This window comes from Trinickia sp. NRRL B-1857, from assembly GCF_050470685.1.
Classification (GTDB): Bacteria; Pseudomonadota; Gammaproteobacteria; order Burkholderiales; family Burkholderiaceae; genus Trinickia.
In genome coordinates this window covers 84,229-102,362 of the sequence record NZ_JBFLUK010000001.1, presented here as the reverse complement: position 1 = coordinate 102,362, position 18,134 = coordinate 84,229, and the positions used below count along the sequence as shown (strand labels likewise).

13 protein-coding genes are annotated in these 18,134 nt (G+C 62.3%); 7 read left to right on the top strand and 6 right to left on the bottom strand.

Translation table 11 applies throughout. The features are described 5' to 3' along the window. Window positions 1-539 precede the first annotated feature (539 nt). The 5 genes from AB1286_RS00505 to smc all read right to left on the bottom strand — a co-directional run bounded on the left by AB1286_RS00505 (window position 540) and on the right by smc (window position 10,156). A complete protein-coding gene (locus AB1286_RS00505; protein ID WP_430361417.1) occupies window positions 540-2,441 on the bottom strand; it encodes a PatA/PatG family cyanobactin maturation protease in 1,902 nt (633 codons plus the stop codon). A 268-nt stretch (window positions 2,442-2,709) separates the two neighbouring features. Further along, window positions 2,710-3,243, bottom strand: coding sequence for a peptide deformylase (gene def, locus AB1286_RS00500; protein ID WP_430361416.1), 534 nt, complete (start codon window positions 3,241-3,243; stop codon window positions 2,710-2,712). Next, window positions 3,240-5,288, bottom strand: a complete 2,049-nt coding sequence (gene ligA, locus AB1286_RS00495) for an NAD-dependent DNA ligase LigA (protein WP_430361415.1) — start codon at window positions 5,286-5,288, stop codon at window positions 3,240-3,242. The genes def and ligA overlap by 4 nt, the downstream gene beginning before the upstream one ends. A 42-nt stretch (window positions 5,289-5,330) precedes the next feature. After that, window positions 5,331-6,572, bottom strand: a complete 1,242-nt coding sequence (locus AB1286_RS00490) for a cell division protein ZipA C-terminal FtsZ-binding domain-containing protein (protein WP_430361414.1) — start codon at window positions 6,570-6,572, stop codon at window positions 5,331-5,333. 65 nt (window positions 6,573-6,637) lie between these two features. Continuing rightward, window positions 6,638-10,156 carry a chromosome segregation protein SMC gene (gene smc / locus AB1286_RS00485; protein WP_430364944.1) on the bottom strand — a complete coding sequence of 1,173 codons (3,519 nt, stop codon included), beginning with the start codon at window positions 10,154-10,156 and terminating at the stop codon, window positions 6,638-6,640. 346 nt (window positions 10,157-10,502) lie between these two features. Here smc and dapC point away from each other — a divergent pair, with 346 nt between their 5' ends. The 7 genes from dapC to cls all read left to right on the top strand — a co-directional run bounded on the left by dapC (window position 10,503) and on the right by cls (window position 17,580). Next, window positions 10,503-11,708: a succinyldiaminopimelate transaminase gene (gene dapC / locus AB1286_RS00480; protein WP_430361413.1), complete on the top strand. Its 1,206-nt coding sequence runs from the start codon at window positions 10,503-10,505 to the stop codon at window positions 11,706-11,708. A gap of 92 nt (window positions 11,709-11,800) precedes the next feature. Next, the gene (gene dapD, locus AB1286_RS00475) at window positions 11,801-12,628 is read left to right on the top strand and encodes a 2,3,4,5-tetrahydropyridine-2,6-dicarboxylate N-succinyltransferase (RefSeq protein ID WP_430361412.1); all 828 of its coding nucleotides are present in this window, start codon (window positions 11,801-11,803) and stop codon (window positions 12,626-12,628) included. Beyond that, window positions 12,628-12,990 (top strand): ArsC family reductase, encoded by a 363-nt coding sequence (locus AB1286_RS00470; protein WP_430361411.1) that lies wholly within the window; start codon window positions 12,628-12,630, stop codon window positions 12,988-12,990. The genes dapD and AB1286_RS00470 overlap by 1 nt, the downstream gene beginning before the upstream one ends. A gap of 157 nt (window positions 12,991-13,147) precedes the next feature. After that, window positions 13,148-14,287 (top strand): succinyl-diaminopimelate desuccinylase, encoded by a 1,140-nt coding sequence (gene dapE, locus AB1286_RS00465; protein ID WP_430361410.1) that lies wholly within the window; start codon window positions 13,148-13,150, stop codon window positions 14,285-14,287. A gap of 32 nt (window positions 14,288-14,319) precedes the next feature. Next, window positions 14,320-15,207, top strand: a complete 888-nt coding sequence (prmB, locus tag AB1286_RS00460; RefSeq protein ID WP_430361409.1) for a 50S ribosomal protein L3 N(5)-glutamine methyltransferase — start codon at window positions 14,320-14,322, stop codon at window positions 15,205-15,207. A 9-nt stretch (window positions 15,208-15,216) separates the two neighbouring features. Next, on the top strand, window positions 15,217-15,984 hold the full coding sequence (locus AB1286_RS00455; RefSeq protein WP_430361408.1) for a lysoplasmalogenase: 768 nt from the start codon (window positions 15,217-15,219) through the stop codon (window positions 15,982-15,984). 144 nt (window positions 15,985-16,128) lie between these two features. Continuing rightward, on the top strand, window positions 16,129-17,580 hold the full coding sequence (cls, locus tag AB1286_RS00450; RefSeq protein ID WP_430361407.1) for a cardiolipin synthase: 1,452 nt from the start codon (window positions 16,129-16,131) through the stop codon (window positions 17,578-17,580). A 27-nt stretch (window positions 17,581-17,607) separates the two neighbouring features. Here the strand turns inward: cls and AB1286_RS00445 are convergent, their stop codons facing one another. Continuing rightward, window positions 17,608-18,087, bottom strand: coding sequence for a glutathione peroxidase (locus AB1286_RS00445; RefSeq protein ID WP_430361406.1), 480 nt, complete (start codon window positions 18,085-18,087; stop codon window positions 17,608-17,610). Window positions 18,088-18,134: the final 47 nt, after the last annotated feature.

The following is an 18,134-nucleotide window of genomic DNA, read 5'->3' as shown; positions in this document are numbered from 1 at the left end:
GCATTGGCAAATTCATCATCACTCCTTCAATTAATCAATAAATTGCATCATGCCATCGGGTTCAAGGGTTACATCCACCACCAGTGCAACGATCCGACACACGCAGACCTTTCCTGTGGCAAGTCGTTTCTTGATGCTCGTCGCACATTCCAAAGATCGTGCTATGACACTTGTTGCACGAGGGATTTCCATTCTCGTCCTCGCAACACCAGCACTCTTTCGGGCATCCGTCGTCTACAGACGCCGCAATTGCGCCATTCTTCCCGTGCACGACAGCACTAACGGGCCGACACTGAACTGGCAAATTCATATCTAGCTCCATTCCATCTATTAATCAAATCCCTCAAATTTAAAAAATCACCCCCTCTTCTTACCAATGTTTATTTTAAATATATTATTTATAGCCCTCTCCCGAGCTTTACATCCGTCACAAGAAGGCATACCTACCCGGTTGAGTACTCGTCGAAGTACCGTGCCCACTCCCGTCTCTTCTTTGCTCTTAGCATTCGAGGGGCCGGTTTGATCGGGGAGCTGCATCTTCAAGCCTCGCTCCAAGCCCGCACCTGCCCAACGGAGATCGGCACGACATCGCTTACATCCACCGTGAAGCGGAAAACGCGCCTCGCTCGAAGGACGTTGTCGGGATCGAAGAAACGCAGCTTCACGTCGTAGAGATCCTCTCCGGAACGATCGAGAACGCTCTTCTCGACCTTGATATTTTCGAGGACCCGCCCCTCTTCGGTCGCACGCTTTAGCACGTCGACAGCCTGAAAAAGATTGGTTGCGGCATAGTTCAGCGCCCGCTCCCGTGGCGAGCTCCCGGCATTGCGAAAATCGTGATATATCCGGTTCAAGAAATCTTCCACATGGTCTCTCAGGCCTGGGTCTTCCTTGCCGTCCACAACGAGGTCAAGCAGCGCCTTGGTCGACCAACTGAAGATGCCGCGCTCCGCGGGAACCAACATCGGCACTTGCTCACCGGACAGCAACGTCACTGAGCCTCGTTCAATCGAATAGCCGGGAATCGAAATTCTTTCAATCTCGTCATCGAGGATGAAATCGATCATTTTTTGATACAGCACGTGGGCAAATGGCCCAACCGGATTAATCACATAGATTGCAGTGCCATCCAAGCTCAACACCCAATGAACCGATGACGCTTCATCGGGGTGCTCGCGCAAATATTGCCGAATATCCCCTCCGTTCAACGCTTGGCCGAAGCCTTTCCGCGAAGAATCGGTCTTGAATTCGATAGATAGTTCACCCAAAGCATAAACGAGCTGCGGCCCATTGCATGTCGAGCAACTCTCGGCCGATTGGTTCGATTCCGCAGGCTTTTCCGCAGCTGAGGCGGATGAGCGCTGCGCGTCCGCCGACGGCGAAATCAATTCCTGATCATTGCTTGAAGCACGAATCCCCGTGGCAACGTTGAGCACTTCGTTATTCAAAATAGACGGATCTTGAACTGCATATCCCAATCGCACTTCCGAATCGAGCTCATTGAAATCCGACATTATTCTCTCCTTTGAATGAGTTTTTGCAATCAGATTTTCAGCCTCATCGACGTCGATCACCCCGGCCATGCATTTTTGCGATAAATACGTGTCACCGGCGAGGCGGCAAGGCTGCGAACCTTCAATCAGCGCAGCATAAACGGCCGAGGCATCGACCTTTCCGCTCATCATGTATTGCCGGCTCATAAGCAATGCAGCAACGCCCGCGACAATCGGCGTCGCGAAGCTGGTGCCGCTCATTCGATTGATGCCCCCTCCCGGAGCCGCGCCGAGAATGTTCGCCCCTGGGGCGAAGATGCCTTGTCGCCGATACGCATTTCCCCAGTTGCTGCTTTCCAGCGGTAACCCGGCATTACCCAGCGCACCGACGGCCAACACACCCGGCAACGCAGCCGGTATGTGCTCACAGGCACAACCGTCATTACCCGCTGCCGCAATAACCAAAACATCGCTTGCGGCGCAGTTTTCCAACGCATGCACCAGCAAAGGGTCTGCGTCTTCCGCGCCGAGTCTCGCTAGCTGTCCACCGCTAATCGATATGATGTTTGCGCCATGATGGATCGCCAGATTTATCGCATGAGCCAAATAGGATTGAGAGCATAGATTGCCCTTCGCCGAAGCGCGATTACCGAAGATATTGACCAAAAATCCCCGACATTTCGGCGCGATCCCACTAACCGAGCCTCGTCCGAAAATCACGCTTGCAACGTGAGTCCCGTGCGAATAGAACGCCTTGTTATTCGACAACGGCGGGATATCGCCTCCCCCCCGGCTAAGCGCGGCACCGGCAAAACAAGGATGCCGCAGATCGACAGGGCCGTCCAACACGGCGATACATACCGCTGGCTCCCCTAAAGTCCGCTTCCGCAAAGAGGCAATATCAAGCCAGATCCTTTCTACTGGAGCCTCGATGTCTATGGGTTTCATCTTTGTCAGCGGACAGGCACATTGGATTTCGAGATATCGTGAAACCCATGCTACTCGACAGGCTCGTGCGCGAACCTGTTAATTGATACAAGGAAGGAGATGCAGCAGAGGGCCGCGCATTTCACCGTTGTAGGTTGGACGCGGGCTGCTTGGACGGGATATGAAGTGAATCGAGAGGCCGGGTATCGCGCTCCGGCCTCTTCTTGCGGTACTGTGGGTTGCGTCGCTCAAATACCCGCGGCAACCCGTTTGAATCGACGGTTTTACATCAATCGTCGCTATTCGGATCGAGGTCCGGGAACAAGACCTCCGTAAAGCCGAACTTCGAGAAATCGGTAATGCGCATCGGATAAAGCTTGCCGATCAAATGATCGCATTCGTGTTGCACCACGCGCGCATGAAAGCCCTCGGCGACGCGATCGATCGGCTGCCCGTATTGATCGAAGCCGTGATACCGAATCATTGAAAAGCGGTTCACCACCCCACGCATGCCCGGCACCGACAAACACCCTTCCCAACCTTCGTCCATATCCTGCGATACGGGCGCGATGGTCGGATTGATGAGCACCGTTTCGGGCACGGGCGGCGCCTCGGGATAACGGTCGTTATGGCCGAACCCGAAAATGACGACCTGCAAATCGACGCCGATCTGCGGGGCCGCCAATCCCGCGCCATTCGCATGGTGCATGGTCTCGAACATATCGGCGATCAGTGCGTGCAGTTCGGGTGTATCGAAGTGTTCGACGTTTTGGGCAATGCGCAATAGGCGCGGATCACCCATTTTGAGAATGTCACGAATCATGGATTTTCACCCTCCAGGAGCTTGCGCATACCGTCTTCGTCGAGAATCTTAATGCCGAGTTCCTCGGCCTTCGTGAGCTTGCTGCCCGCCTCGGCGCCCGCCACCACGTAATCCGTCTTTTTCGACACCGAGCCGGCCACCTTCGCGCCAGCCCCTTCCAGCATTTCTTTTGCTTGCTCGCGGGCGAGCGTCGGCAACGTCCCCGTCAGCACGACCGTCTTGCCGGCCAGCACGCCTTGTGGCGCGCGCGGCGCCGGGGGGCCTTCCGGCCAACTCACGTTCACGCGCAATTGGTCGATGACCGTCCGATTGTGCTCCTCGGCAAAGAACTGGTGAATCGACTCCGCCACGATCGGACCGATACCCTCGACTTCCATCAACGTCTCGACCGAGGCATCCATCACGGGATCGAGCGACCCGAAATGGCGGGCAAGGTCTTTCGCCGTCGATTCGCCGACGTCGGGAATGCCAAGCGCGAAGATGAAACGCTCGAGCTTCGTATGCTTGGCCTTCTCGATCGCATCGATCAGATTTTGCGCCGATTTGTCGGCGAAGCGTTCGAGCGCGACAAGCGTCGAGAAACCGAGGTTAAACAGATCGGCCGGCGTTCGGACGATGTTTTGTTCCACGAGTTGATCGATGATTTTTTCGCCCAGCCCGTCGATATCGAGCGCCCGGCGTTGCGCGAAGTGCTCGAGCGCCCGCTTGCGCTGCGCCGGACATACGAGGCCGCCCGTGCAACGCGCCACGGCCTCGCCGGGCAATCGCTCGATCGCCGAACCGCAGGCCGGACATTCGGTCGGCATGACGAACGCTTGTGCGTCAGGCGGCCGGCGCTCGAGCACGGAGCCGACCACTTCGGGGATCACGTCGCCGGCGCGGCGCACGATTACGGTATCGCCCGCGCGCAAGTCCTTGCGATGAACCTCGTCCTCGTTGTGCAGCGTCGCGTTCGTCACCGTTACACCGCCGACGAAGACCGGGGCCAACCGCGCGACGGGCGTAATCGCGCCGGTGCGGCCGACGTTCACGCCGATTTCGAGCAACTCCGTCAGCGCTTCTTCCGGCGGGAATTTATGGGCAAGTGCGAAACGCGGCGCGCGCGACACGAACCCGAGCGTGTCTTGATCGGCTCTGCGATTGACTTTGTAGACAACCCCGTCGATGTCGTACGGCAATGACTTGCGCTTCTCTCCGATACGCCGATAGAAGGTGAGCAGCCCCTCGGCGCCCTCGACGGTCGCACGCTCCGTGCACACGGGCAGGCCCAGGACCGTATACCAATCGAGCACGGCATCGTGCGTATCGGGCATATCCATGCCTTCCAGCTCACCGATACCGTACGCGAAAAACGATAGCGGCCGCTGTGCCGTGATGCTCGAATCCAACTGGCGCAAACTGCCCGCCGCCGCATTGCGCGGATTGGCGAACTCACGTTGACCGGCCTCGCGCTGGTGCGCGTTGAGACGATCGAAATCCCGCCTGAACATCAGCACTTCGCCGCGCACTTCGAGCACGCGCGGAATCCGCTCCCCCTTCAAGCGCAAGGGAATCGAGCGCACGGTGCGCACATTCTGCGTCACGTCCTCGCCGGTCGAGCCGTCGCCGCGCGTGGCGGCCTGCACGAGCCGGCCGTCTTCGTAACGCAACGAAATCGCCAGTCCATCGAACTTCAATTCGCACGAATACTCGACCGGCGAGCGGTCGAGCCGATCGCTCACGCGCTTGTCGAATGCGGTCACGTCCTCCTCGGTGAAACCGTTGTTCAACGAGAGCATCGGCAGCGCATGGACCACCGAGGCGAAGCCGCTCGCGACTTGGCCGCCGACGCGCTGCGTCGGCGACTCGGGCGTGATCAGGTCGGGATGGTCGGCCTCGATCGACTGCAACTCCGAAAACAGCCGATCGTATTCGGCATCCGGAATCTGCGGCTGATCGAGAACGTAATACTGATAGTTCGCCCGCTCGAGTTCGGTGCGCAGCCAAACGGCGCGTTCGGCCGGTTGGTCGGCGGGCGGAGGCGATTCGGCGTGGTTGCGAGCCATATCGTTCGTGTTGTTGTGGATACGTTCTCGAGCGAGCGCGCGTTACTGGCTAAAGAGCCGCCGCGTCGCCGGCGAGCCGGCGGGAATGCCGGCTTCCTCGAGCCGAGCGTAAAGCGTCATGAGCTGCTTTTCGATCGCGAGCAGTGCCTGCTCGGGCAACGGCCTGCGCTGATCGTCGACGACGCGGCCGCCGATACGCTCCGCCAACGATTTGGCGTAATCGCACATGAGCCTAAACGGCAAGATGTCTTCTTCCGCCACGGGCACATCGAGAATCAACGTGATCATCTGACCGCCCTTGTAGGTCAGATCGTCGCGCAGGAAATTCGTATCGCCGAATTGCAGCATGAAGACGGGGCTTTGCTTAGCGTCGAGTTTGACGAAGCGCGTGCCGTCGCGCGAGAGCAGCAAGCCGTCTTGCGAAGCGACCGCCTGCACATAGTTGGCCGACCAAGGCGCACCGTCGGACAGCACGTTGATCGACAACTGCGCATCGCACTGAGCCGCGAAGCCATCGAGCTCGCGCGCCATCGATACCGTTTCGAGCATGTCGGGAAACTCGGGCGCGCCGTCGATCGCATCGGCGAACTGCTGCACGCCCGATACGAACTCGGAGAACTCGAGCTCGTTGAGCGGGCCGCCGCGGTTCGCGAGTTGAACGGCGGCGCGCAACTCTTCATAGCGCTGCGCGTTTTGCAGCAACTCCCAGCCGGTACCGCCTTCGGGCTTGCCTTCGATGTAGACGGGCTTGCTGCCGGCGCGGCGCAGCCGCTGCGCCAGCGGCGACGCTTTTTCGCCCGCGATCGGGCCGGACAAGCGAATCGGGACGACGCAGTCGATACGGCGATCGACGATATGCGGCGGCGCGGCCGAAATCGTCGTCGCGGCAGGCGTCACGGCTTGCGTGTCGCCCGCTGCGTCCTCAGTGCCCGCGGCTTCGGCCGACGGCTCGGGCGTGAAGCCGTTCGGCGTCGTGGTCTCCGCTTGAATGTCGGCCGGAATATCGAGCGGCGCCGAGACGCCGAAGCTCGGCTCGATACGCGCGGCTTCGCCATCGGCTGCCGCATCCGGCATGGCGTTCTCGCGCCGCGCGGCACCGCGCGCCGGCTCGATGAACGGCCTATCTTCCTCGTGATCGTGGCGCGCGGGCCCCTGCTCGGCCTCGGTCGGCATCGGGCGCGGCATCCTGCGGCGCACCTTGGCGCCTTGCCACGCGTTATATACGACCACCCCTCCCACCACGACGGCGCCCGCGCCGATCAATCCGAGTGTCAACTCGTCCATGCACGCTCCATGAAGCATTCCTGTAGCGCGGCCCGCGCCCGGTTCGTCCGGCGCGGCGCCGCTCGTTAGACGATATTCTGGGCGAAACCCGCGGCCGTTTCCATGTCCACGGCCACGATGCGCGAAACCCCTTGCTCTTGCATCGTCACGCCGATGAGCTGCTGCGCCATTTCCATCGCGATCTTGTTGTGCGAGATGAATAGGAACTGCGTCTTATCCGACATCGCGCGGACGAGGTTCGCGAAGCGCTCGGTATTGGCGTCGTCGAGCGGCGCGTCCACTTCGTCGAGCAAACAGAACGGCGCGGGATTGAGCTGGAACATGGCGAACACGAGCGCGGTGGCCGTGAGCGCCTTTTCGCCGCCCGAAAGCAGATGAATCGTCGAGTTCTTTTTGCCGGGCGGCTGCGCCATCACCTGCACGCCGGCATCGAGGATTTCGTCGCCCGTCATGATCAGCTTTGCCTGCCCGCCGCCGAACAAGCGCGGGAACAGCTCGCCGAAATGCCGATTGACTTCGTCGAACGTGCCCTGCAACAGCGTCCGCGTTTCCTGATCGATCTTGCGGATCGCATCTTCTAGCGTTTCGATTGCGCGCGTCAAATCCTCCGACTGCGCATCGAGGAACGTCTTGCGCTCCTTGGCGGCGGCCAATTCGTCGAGCGCCGCCATGTTCACGGGCCCAAGCGCCGTGATTGCGTTGTTGATGCGCGTGACTTCGCCTTGCAGATACGACGGTTTCATATCGGGCGAGAGCTTCGTCTGCAATTGCGCCTCGTCCACGCCCGCCGCCTGAAGCTGCTCGACGAACTGCTCGCCGGCGATGCGCGCCGCCTGCTCCTTCAATTGCAGTTCGGTAATCCGATCGCGCAGCGGTTGCAGCGATCGTTCCGCGCTGAGCCGCGTTTCGTCAGCCTGGCGCAGCTTCGCCGTCAAATCGTCGAGTTCGAGGCGTGCCGCCGACAGCGCCGCTTCCTTCTGCGCCCGCACGTCGAGCGCTTCTTGCAGGCCCGTATGCGTCGTTTGTTCGTTGATCGTTTCGAGTTCGGCGCGCGAGTCTTCGAGTGTGCCCGCGACCCGCTCGCTTTGTTCATGCGCGACCTGGATGCTGCGCTTGAGCTCGTCGATGCGGGCCGCCATATTGCGCGCGGCGAAGCGTGCATCGGACGCCGCACGTTCGAGATCGCGCGCTTGCGTGCGCGCGCCCGACAGCGATTCGTCGAGCGATTCGAAAGCAAGCTGGTTTTCCTCGAAACGCGCCTGCAATTGCGCGAGCTCGCCGTCATGGCGCTCGAAATTCGCCTCGGACTCGGCACGCTGCGCGCGCTGCTCTTCGATTTGCGCGGTGATCTCTTCGAGTTCTTCGCGGATCTGCGTGCTGCGTTGCGTATAGCGCTCGTGCGCTTGCGTGAGCTTGAGCACTTCCAGTTGCAGCCCATGCACGCGCTGCGTCGCGCGCTCGACTTGCGCACGCGCATCGGTCACGGCTTGCGATGCCTGAGTATGCGCCGCCTCCGCCCGAATCGCCGCCGTCTTGGCTTCGTCGGCGAGCAACGTCTGCGCGCGCAATTGGCGCGTCAGATTTTCGATTTCCTGCTGACGGGCGAGCATGCCGGCCTGCTCGGAATCGGCGGCGTACAACTGCACGCCCACGCGCGTCACGACGTGGCCGGCCTTGACGACGAGCATCGCCCCTTCGGGCAATTGCGCGCGCATGGCGAGCGCCTGCGTCAGATCGTCGGCGACGTAGGCGCCGCCGAGCCACTCGGTCAGCACCGCTCGCAAACCGGCATCGTCGATACGCACGAGCGAGAGCAGCGGCGTAAAACCAGCCGGCGTTTCACGCGGCGCGCCGGCCGCGGGCGGTGCGTAAAACGCGAGTTTCGCCGGCGGCGCATCGGTCGCGAAAGCCCGCACCCAGTCAAGATTCGAGATTTCGAGCGCGGCCAGCCGCTCGCGCAAGATCGACTCGAGTGCAGCTTCCCAACCCGCCTCGACATGGAGCTTCTTCCACAAGCGCGGCAATGCTCCGAGCTCGTGCTTATCGAGCCAGGGCTGGATCTTGCCCTCGGTCTGCACATTCTCCTGCAACTGCTTGAGCGCGACGAGCCGTGCCTCGAACTGATGAATCTGCGCGCTCTCGCTTTGCACGCGCTCTTGCGCGTCGCGGCGCTCCGCCTCGATGCGCGGCAGCGTGTCTTGCGCCGTCGCGAGAAGCGCCTGCGCGTCGCTCAGGATCTCTTCCTGCTCGGCCAATTGCATGCGCTGCTCTTCGAGCTGCGCTTCATCGGGCGCGTCGAGCCCGCCCGCCTCGGATTTAAGGCGCTCGTGGCGCTGCTGCAATTGCTGCAACTGCTGATCGGCGTTGCGCTGGTGCGCCGCCTCGAGCTTCAGTGCCTGCTCCGTCTGAGCAATGCCGCCGCGCTCCTCGTTCAGCTGAGTTTGCGCATCGCGCCAACGCGCTTCGAGCGCGGGCAGCTCATCGTGCTTGGCGGCCGCTTCGTCTTCCGCGAGGGCGGCCTTTTCCTCGGCGACGGCCAGTTGCTCCTCGGCTTGCTCGAGGTCGTCGCGCGCCTTTTCCGCCTGCGCCTGCCACTGCTCGCGCTGCGCAGTCAGCGCGGCGATCTGGGCTTGCATGCGATTGCGCGATTCGATGACGAACTTGATCTCGGCTTCGAGCCGGCTCACTTCGGAATTGGCCTCGTACAGCGAGCCTTGCGCGCCTTGCATCGCATCGCTCGCCGCATAGTGCGCGACGCGCAGCGTTTCGAGATCGGCCTCGACCTCGCGCAGCTTCGCCATCTGCGCCTCGAGATCGATCTGCGCCTCCGAGATGGCGCGCTGTTGACGCCCTTGTTCGGCGGCCGCCTCGTTCTTGCGCAGCAGCCACAACATCCGCTGCTTCTCTTCGCCGTCGGTCTGCAATTCCTTGAACTTGGTCGCGACGATCGCCTGTGCCTCGAGCTTTTCGAGGTTGGCGCCGAGCTCGCGCACGATGTCTTCGACGCGGGTCAGATTCTCGCGCGTGTCGTGCAAGCGGTTCTCGGTTTCGCGCCGGCGCTCTTTGTACTTCGACACGCCCGCGGCTTCTTCGAGGAACACGCGCAGCTCTTCCGGCTTCGCCTCGATGAGGCGCGCGATCATGCCCTGCCCGATGATTGCATAGGCGCGCGGGCCGAGACCCGTGCCGAGGAAGATGTCCTGAATGTCGCGCCGCCGCGCGGGCAGATTGTTGATGTAGTAGCTCGAGGTACCGTCGCGCGTGAGCACGCGCTTCACGGCGATCTCCCCGTATTGCCCCCACTGCCCGGCCGCACGCCCCTCCGAGTTGTCGAACACGAGTTCGACGCTCGCCCGGCTACCCGGCTTACGCGCGGTCGAGCCGTTGAAGATGACGTCTTGCATCGATTCGCCGCGCAGCTCCGAGGCGCGCGACTCGCCGAGCACCCAGCGCACGGCATCGATGATGTTTGACTTACCGCACCCGTTCGGGCCGACCACGCCGACAAGCTGGCCGGGTACCTGGAAATGGGTGGGATCGACGAAGGACTTGAAGCCAGCGAGTTTGATCGAGGTCAGACGCACGGCGATATCGCTGTTTTGATGAGGGTCGAACAAAAACGCGGCCGGCCGAGCCCACGCATGACACCGCGACCGGCGCAACCGACGCCGCCGCGGCGCACGCGCGGCGAGCCGCCGCCGCGATGCTTTTGGTATCGCGAAACGCCAGGCGCGGCCGAGGCCGGGCATGCGAGCCGCGAGTAAGTGGCAATCATACCATCGCGTGCCCGCCGCGCCCGCGCCGGCGCACCGCAGCAGCCCCGCCGGCGCTCGCGTGCCAAGCTATAATGACGCCCTTTTCCCGCGCAGGGGCGGCTTGCGAAAATCGCATGCAAGACGCACCCTCGTAACCGTGCCCGCCGAGCCCGACGTGAACCCTCTACTCGACCGCCTCCAGCCCTATCCGTTCGAAAAGCTGCGCGTGCTCTTCAAAGATGCAACGCCGCCCGCGCAATTGCCGCACATCAGCTTTGGTCTAGGCGAACCGAAACACGCAACGCCCGCCCTGATCCGCGAAGCCGTGGTCGGCGCGCTCGATACGCTGTCGAACTACCCGGCTACGATCGGCTCCGTTGCGCTGCGCGAAGCCATCGCCGGATGGGCCATGCGCCGCTACGGCCTGCCGGCGCTCGATCCGGCCACGGAAGTGCTCCCCGTTTCGGGCTCGCGCGAGGCGCTGTTCTCGCTTGCGCAGACGGTCGTGGACGGCAGCAAGCCCGGCGCGATCGTCTTGTGCCCGAATCCGTTCTACCAAATCTATGAAGGCGCCGCGCTGCTCGCGGGCGCCGAGCCGTATTTCGCCAATAGCGATCCGACGCGCAACTTCGCCTGCGACTATGCGGCGGTGCCGCAGGACGTGTGGGCACGCACGCAGCTTCTATACGTCTGCTCGCCGGGCAATCCGACGGGCGCGGTACTCACGCTCGACGATTGGCGCGAGTTGTTCGCGCTGTCGGACAAGCACGGGTTCGTGATCGCGTCGGACGAATGCTATTCGGAGATCTATTTCGACGAAGCCAACCCGCCGCTGGGCGGCTTGCAAGCCGCGCACCAGTTGGGCCGCGGCTTCGAGCGGCTGATCATGCTCTCGAGCTTATCCAAGCGGTCGAACGTGCCCGGCATGCGTTCGGGCTTCGTCGCGGGCGACGCGGCGCTCCTAAAGCGCTTTTTGCTCTACCGCACCTACCACGGCGCGGCGCTATCGCCCGTCTACCAAGCGGCGAGCCTCGCCGCCTGGAACGACGAGACGCACGTACGCGAGAATCGGGCCAAATACGTGGCCAAGTTTTCGACGGTAACGCCGATGCTCGAGCAAGTGCTCGACGTACGCTTGCCGGACGCCGCGTTCTACCTCTGGGCCAACGTCGCGCGCACAAGTCTGACCGATACCGAGTTCGCCCAGCGCCTGTACGCCGACTATAATGTGACGGTTTTGCCCGGCTCATATCTGGCGCGCACCGCGCACGGCGTGAATCCCGGCCGCGATTTCGTTCGCCTGGCGCTCGTCGCCGACGTGGACGAGTGCGTCGATGGCGCCAAACGCATCGTCGATTTTTGCCGCAGCCTGGCGCGCTGATCCGCGCCCGCGGCCCCGCGTCATCGGCCGGCGCCCCGCACAGCCCTTGCACCGCACCCGTCACCTAGACTTCACTTAGCGAAACTACCGACATGTCGCAACATATTCAGAGCATCATCGACAACGCCTGGGAAAACCGTGCCGAGCTCTCGCCGAAGGCAGCGCCCGCCGAAGTGCGCGACGCCGTCGCCCACGCGATCGAGCAACTCGACAAGGGCGCTTTGCGCGTCGCGGAAAAGAAGGACGGCCAATGGGTCGTCAATCAATGGCTGAAAAAGGCGGTCCTGCTCTCGTTCCGGCTCGAGGACAACGTCCCGATGCCGGCCGGCGGCTACTCGCAGTTCTATGACAAGGTGCCCTCGAAGTTCGCGAACTACACGGCCGAGGATTTCGCCGCGGGCGGCTTCCGCGTCGTGCCTCCCGCAATCGCGCGCCGTGGCTCGTTCATCGCTAAAAACGTCGTCTTGATGCCGTCGTACACGAACATCGGCGCTTACGTCGACGAAGGTACGATGGTCGACACATGGGCGACGGTCGGCTCGTGCGCGCAGATCGGCAAGAACGTGCACCTTTCGGGCGGCGTCGGCATCGGCGGCGTGCTCGAGCCCCTGCAAGCGAACCCCGTCATCATCGAAGACAACTGCTTCATCGGCGCGCGCTCGGAAGTCGTCGAAGGCGTGATCGTCGGCGAAAACTCGGTCATCTCGATGGGCGTCTATCTCGGACAAAGCACGAAGATCTACGATCGCGAAACGGGCGAAGTCACCTACGGCTACGTGCCGCCGGGATCGGTCGTCGTCGCGGGCAATCTGCCCTCGAAGGACGGTTCCCACAGCCTGTATTGCGCCGTCATCGTCAAGAAGGTCGACGCCAAGACGCGCGCGAAGGTCGGCTTAAACGAGTTGCTGCGAGGCGACTGATGAACGCGGCCCGCACCGTCGTCTACGGCATCCCGAACTGCGACACCGTCAAGAAAGCCCGCACATGGCTGGAATCGAACGGCGTCGCGTTCGAGTTCCACGACTTCAAGAAGGCGGGCCTCACGGCTTCGCTCGTCAAGGGTTGGCTTAAGGACGTCCCGCTCGAGATCTTGCTCAACCGCCGTGGCACGACCTGGCGCGGCTTGCCCGACGATACCAAGGCCGCTGCCGAAACGCAGCAAGGCGCGATCGCGCTGATGGTGGACAAGCCTTCCGTCGTCAAACGGCCGGTGCTGGTCGTGGACGGCCGCGTCAAATCGGTGGGCTTTTCCGCCGACGAATATGCCACGCTGTTCGCTTGAGCGGCGAGGGATGCCCGTGCCTCGTGCGCGGTCGTACCCTAGCCGTTCGGTAGGGTAGATTAGCGCCGACCCACGGGTCGCGAGACAATGCGAGCATCGCCCGCCGGCGCCTGACCGCCGGCATTTTTTTATCAAGAACGAATCGGCTTTTGAATCCATGTCCGGCACCCTTGCCCTTACCGAAGAACTGATTGCCCGAGCGTCGGTCACCCCCGACGATCAACACTGCCAGAAGCTCTTGATCGAGCGGCTCGAAGCGGCCGGCTTCACCTGCGAAACGATCGAATCGCACGGCGTGACGAACCTGTGGGCCGTCAAGCGCGGTACGGACGGCGCGCACGGCAAGCTGCTCGCGTTCGCGGGCCATACCGACGTCGTCCCCACGGGACCGCTGGAGCAATGGAGCTCACCGCCGTTCGTGCCCACGCACCGCGACGGCAAGCTTTATGGCCGCGGCGCGGCCGACATGAAAACCTCGATCGCGGGGTTCGTGGTCGCGAGCGAGGAATTCGTCGCCGCGCATCCGAACCATCGCGGTTCGATCGCGTTTCTCATCACGAGCGATGAGGAAGGTCCCGCCACCGACGGCACGATCAAAGTCGTGGAAGCGCTACAGGCACGCGGCGAAAGGCTCGATTACTGCATCGTCGGCGAACCTACTTCGACGCACACGCTCGGCGACGTCGTTAAAAACGGCCGGCGCGGCTCGATGTCGGGCAAGCTCGTGATCAAAGGCGTGCAAGGCCATATCGCCTACCCGCACCTTGCGCGCAACCCCATCCATCTGATGGCGCCGGCGCTGGCCGAGCTCGTGGCCGAGCATTGGGACGAAGGCAACGAGTATTTCCCGCCCACCACGTGGCAAGTATCGAATCTGCATAGCGGCACGGGCGCGAGCAACGTTATCCCCGGGCGCGCCGAACTCTTGTTCAATTTCCGTTTTTCCACGGCGAGTACGGTCGAGGGCCTGCAACGGCGCGTGCATGCGATCCTTGACAAGCACGGCCTCGAATACGACCTCGATTGGACCGTCAGCGGGCTCCCGTTTCTCACGCCGCGCGGCGAACTGTCGGACGCGCTCGCGCGCGCGATCAAGGACGAAACGGGCGTGTCGACGGAACTGTCCACGACAGGCGGCACGTCCGACGGCCGCTTCATCGCTCGCATCTGCAAGCAAGTGGTCGAATTCGGTCCGCCGAACGGCAGCATCCATAAGATCGACGAGCATATCGAGCTCGCATTCGTCGATCCGTTGAAGAACATTTACCGGCGCGTGCTCGACGCGCTGATCGCATGACCCACCCCCGCACAGCACGAGGAGATGCCGCGATGACCACGCCGTTTCGCACCGTTCGCGACTTGCTACGCTATGCGGTGTCGCGCTTCAATCAGGCCCAGCTCGCCTTCGGGCATGGCAGCGCCAATGCTTACGACGAAGCCGCCTACCTGATTCTGCATACGCTGCACCTGCCGCTCGATACGCTCGATCCATTCTTGGACGCCCGCTTGCTCGACGACGAAGTCGACGCCGTCATGAAGGTCATCGAGCGCCGTGCCACAGAGCACGTGCCGGCGGCCTACATCACGCAAGAAGCGTGGATGCACGGCCTGCGCTTTTTCGTCGACGAACGCGTCATCGTGCCCCGTTCGTTCATCGGCGAATTGCTCGAAGACGGCCTACAGCCCTATGTGGCCGATCCCGATGAAGTCGGCGCCGTGCTCGAGCTTTGCACGGGCTCCGGGTGCCTAGCGATTCTGGCCGCGCACGCCTTTCCGAATGCCGACATCGACGCCGTCGATATCTCGGCCGACGCGTTGGAAGTCGCGCATATCAATGTGGCCGATTACGCGCTCGAGGATCGCATCGCGTTGTTCGAGGGCGACTTGTTCGCGCCGCTGCCCGAGCGCCGTTACGACGTCATCATCGCCAATCCGCCGTACGTAAACAGTGCTTCGATGCAAGCGTTGCCGGACGAGTACCGGCATGAGCCGCAATTGGCGCTGGCCGGCGGCGAAGACGGCATGGACGTTGTGCGTCGCATCATCGGCCAAGCGCGCAACTGGCTCACCGAGAACGGCATTCTCGTCGTCGAGATCGGCAATGAACGGCCCAACGTCGAGGCGGCATTCGGCGGGCTCGACCTCGTCTGGCTCTCCACGAGCGCCGGCGACGACACGGTCTTTCTGATTCAGGCCAGCGATTTGCCGGCCGTCTGAGCGCCGCTCATGTCCATGTCCAAATCGCCGCTGTCGGGGCCGAACGACGAAAGCGACGGAAACGACGATGACGCCGGGATCGGCGACAGCCTCGCCCTGTTCGAAAGCGCCAGGTCTCAAACGCGGCGGTTATGGGTGCTGGCAGGCGGCGCCGCGCTTGCCTACGGCGTGTCGCTGCGAGGCGCGCCCTATCCCGATCAGGCGGCGGCCAAAGTCTTGATGTGCGCGCTGCTGTTCTTGGCCTGCGCTCGCCACGAAGCGCCCCGCGAACGGCTACGATTGATGATCGCGTTGGCGGCCTCGGCCGTCGGCGATGCGCTGTTGGCGTTGCCGCAGCTCACGTTCTCGTTCGTGGGCGGACTCGGCGCGTTTTTAGTCGCGCACTTGGCGTATTGCGCACTGCTCGCGCCAAGCGCCATACGCCCCGCCGGGTTGTGGCGCGGCGTGCCCGGCTGGCGGCAAGCGCAGGTCCCCTTGCTATGGGCGACCGCTCTCGCGATGTATTTCGTCTTCCTGCCGCATCTGGGCCCACTCGCCGTCGCGGTCGCCGTCTATATGCTCGCGCTGTGCGCAATGGCTAGCTTGGCGCTGCTGGCAAAGCCCGGCGGCATGGCATTGTCGCTAGGCGCGCTCGCCTTTGTCGCCTCCGATGCAATGATCGGCATCGACCGGTTCCTGAGCCCCTTTCGAGGCAGCGAGTATGCGATTTGGTTCTCGTATGCGATCGCCCAGCTTTCGATCGCCGCCGGCGTCCTACTTTCCGGGGAATTGGAATAGGCGAATCGTCCGTTCGCGGCCGATACCCCCTCATGGCTCAAGAGAACCCTGCCCCAAATCCGGCGCTTAGGTAAGATGCTTGCGGACGGCGCGCAGCCAAGGCGCCGCGCATCCGATACCGGACAGACGCCTGACCAACCTCTCATGCAATTCGATTGGCTTTCTTTAGGCAGCCTAATTTTCGCCGCGCACGTATTGGGCGTGATCGCCGCCGGCCATGCCATCTTAAATACGCGGACCTCGCAAGGCGCTATCGCCTGGGCCGTGTCGCTCGTGGCCGTGCCCTACGTCACGCTTATTCCGTATCTGTTCCTCGGGCGCAGCAAATTCAAAGGCTACGTCGATAAACGTCGCATCGAAAGCGAATTGCTGCGCACACGCGCGCATCCGAGCGCTTGGGATACGGCCGCTTCGTCCATGGGGCGCCCGGCCGATGCGCTCGGCCATGCCGTCGTGCGCGCGTTGACGCGTCTATCCGGCATGCCGTTTCTGCCGGGCAATCACGTGCGCACGCTCGTGAACGGCGACGCGACGTTCGCCGCGATTCTCGAGGCGATCGAGCACGCACGCCACTATGTTTTGATTCAGTTTTTCATCGTCCGCGACGACGAGCTCGGCGAACGGCTCAAGGATTTGCTGCTTGCTAAGGCGGCTCAAGGCGTTCGTATCTGCTTCCTCTACGACAGCATCGGCAGTTTCGATCTACCTCAGCGATACATCTCGGCGCTGCGCGAGGGCGGCGTGCAAATGCATCCGTTCGCCACGAACCGGCGGTTCGTCAACCGTTTTCAGCTCAACTTCCGCAATCACCGCAAGATCGTCGTCGTCGACGGGGAGCGCGCGTTCGTCGGCGGTCACAATGTCGGCGTGGAATATCTCGGTCGCAATCCGCGCCTGTCGCCGTGGCGCGATACGCATATCGAACTGCGCGGTCCCGTCGTCGCGAGCGTGCAGTTCGTCTTTATCGAGGATTGGCATTGGGCAACCCAGAGCCTGCCTCGCCTCGAACCCTCGCAAGCGGAGCAACCCGAGCGTGCCGGAGACGCCGACATGCATTGCCTTGTCGTCGCACCGGGGCCGGCCGACAAAGAAGAAACGGGTTCGCTCTTTTTTGTCGAGGCGATCAATGCGGCGCAAAGCCGAATTTGGATCACCACGCCCTACTTGGTACCCGACGAAGCAGTCTTTTCGGCCTTGCGTCTTGCGGTCATGCGCGGCGTGGACGTGCGCATTCTGATTCCGAGCCGGCGCGATCACTATGTCGTTTTCGAGGCCTCGAAGCTCTACGCGCACGACCTGATCCGCGCCGGCGTTCGCATCTTCCGCTATAGGCCGGGATTCTTGCATCAGAAAGTCGTTCTGATCGACGACGTAGCCGCCGCGATCGGCAGCGCCAATCTCGACAACCGGTCCTTCCGGCTCAACTTTGAAATCATGGTGCTGACGATCGACCATACCTTCGCCTTGGAGGTGCATGCGATGCTCGAACGCGATTTCGGCGAAGCCTGGGAAGTCGATCGCAACGAGTACCGCAACGCGTCGGCATTGCGGCGCATCGTCATGCACGTGGCGCGGTTGTTTTCCCCGATCCTTTAATACGGGACGGTGCGCGAAGCCCGTTCTTCAAAGCAGACGTTCGATATCGGCCGCCACCGCCTCCGGAGGCGTCTTCGGGGCATAGCGCTTGAGGACGTTGCCGCTGCGGTCGACCAAAAATTTCGTGAAGTTCCACTTGATGGCCTGGGTACCGAGAATCCCCCGCCGCTCCGCCGAGAGATAGCGAAACAGCGGATGAGCGCCGGGGCCTTTGACGTCGACCTTTTCGAACATCGGAAACGTCACGCCGAAGTTCTTCTCGCAGAAACTGCCGATTTTCGCCGCATCGCCGGGCTCTTGCTTGCCGAACTGGTTGCATGGAAAGCCGAGTACCTCGAATCCGCGCGCGGCGAACCGTTCGTGCAACTGCTGCAACCCGGCGTATTGCGGCGTGAACCCGCATTCGCTCGCCGTATTGACGATCAGCAAGACCTTGCCGCGGTACCGTTCGAGGTCGAGCGCCTCGCCCCCTAACGTGCGGGCGGAAAACGTGTAAACCGTGCTCACCGTGTCGTCTCCAAGGAAAAACCGCAAGTCTATTCGAAAGCATGGCG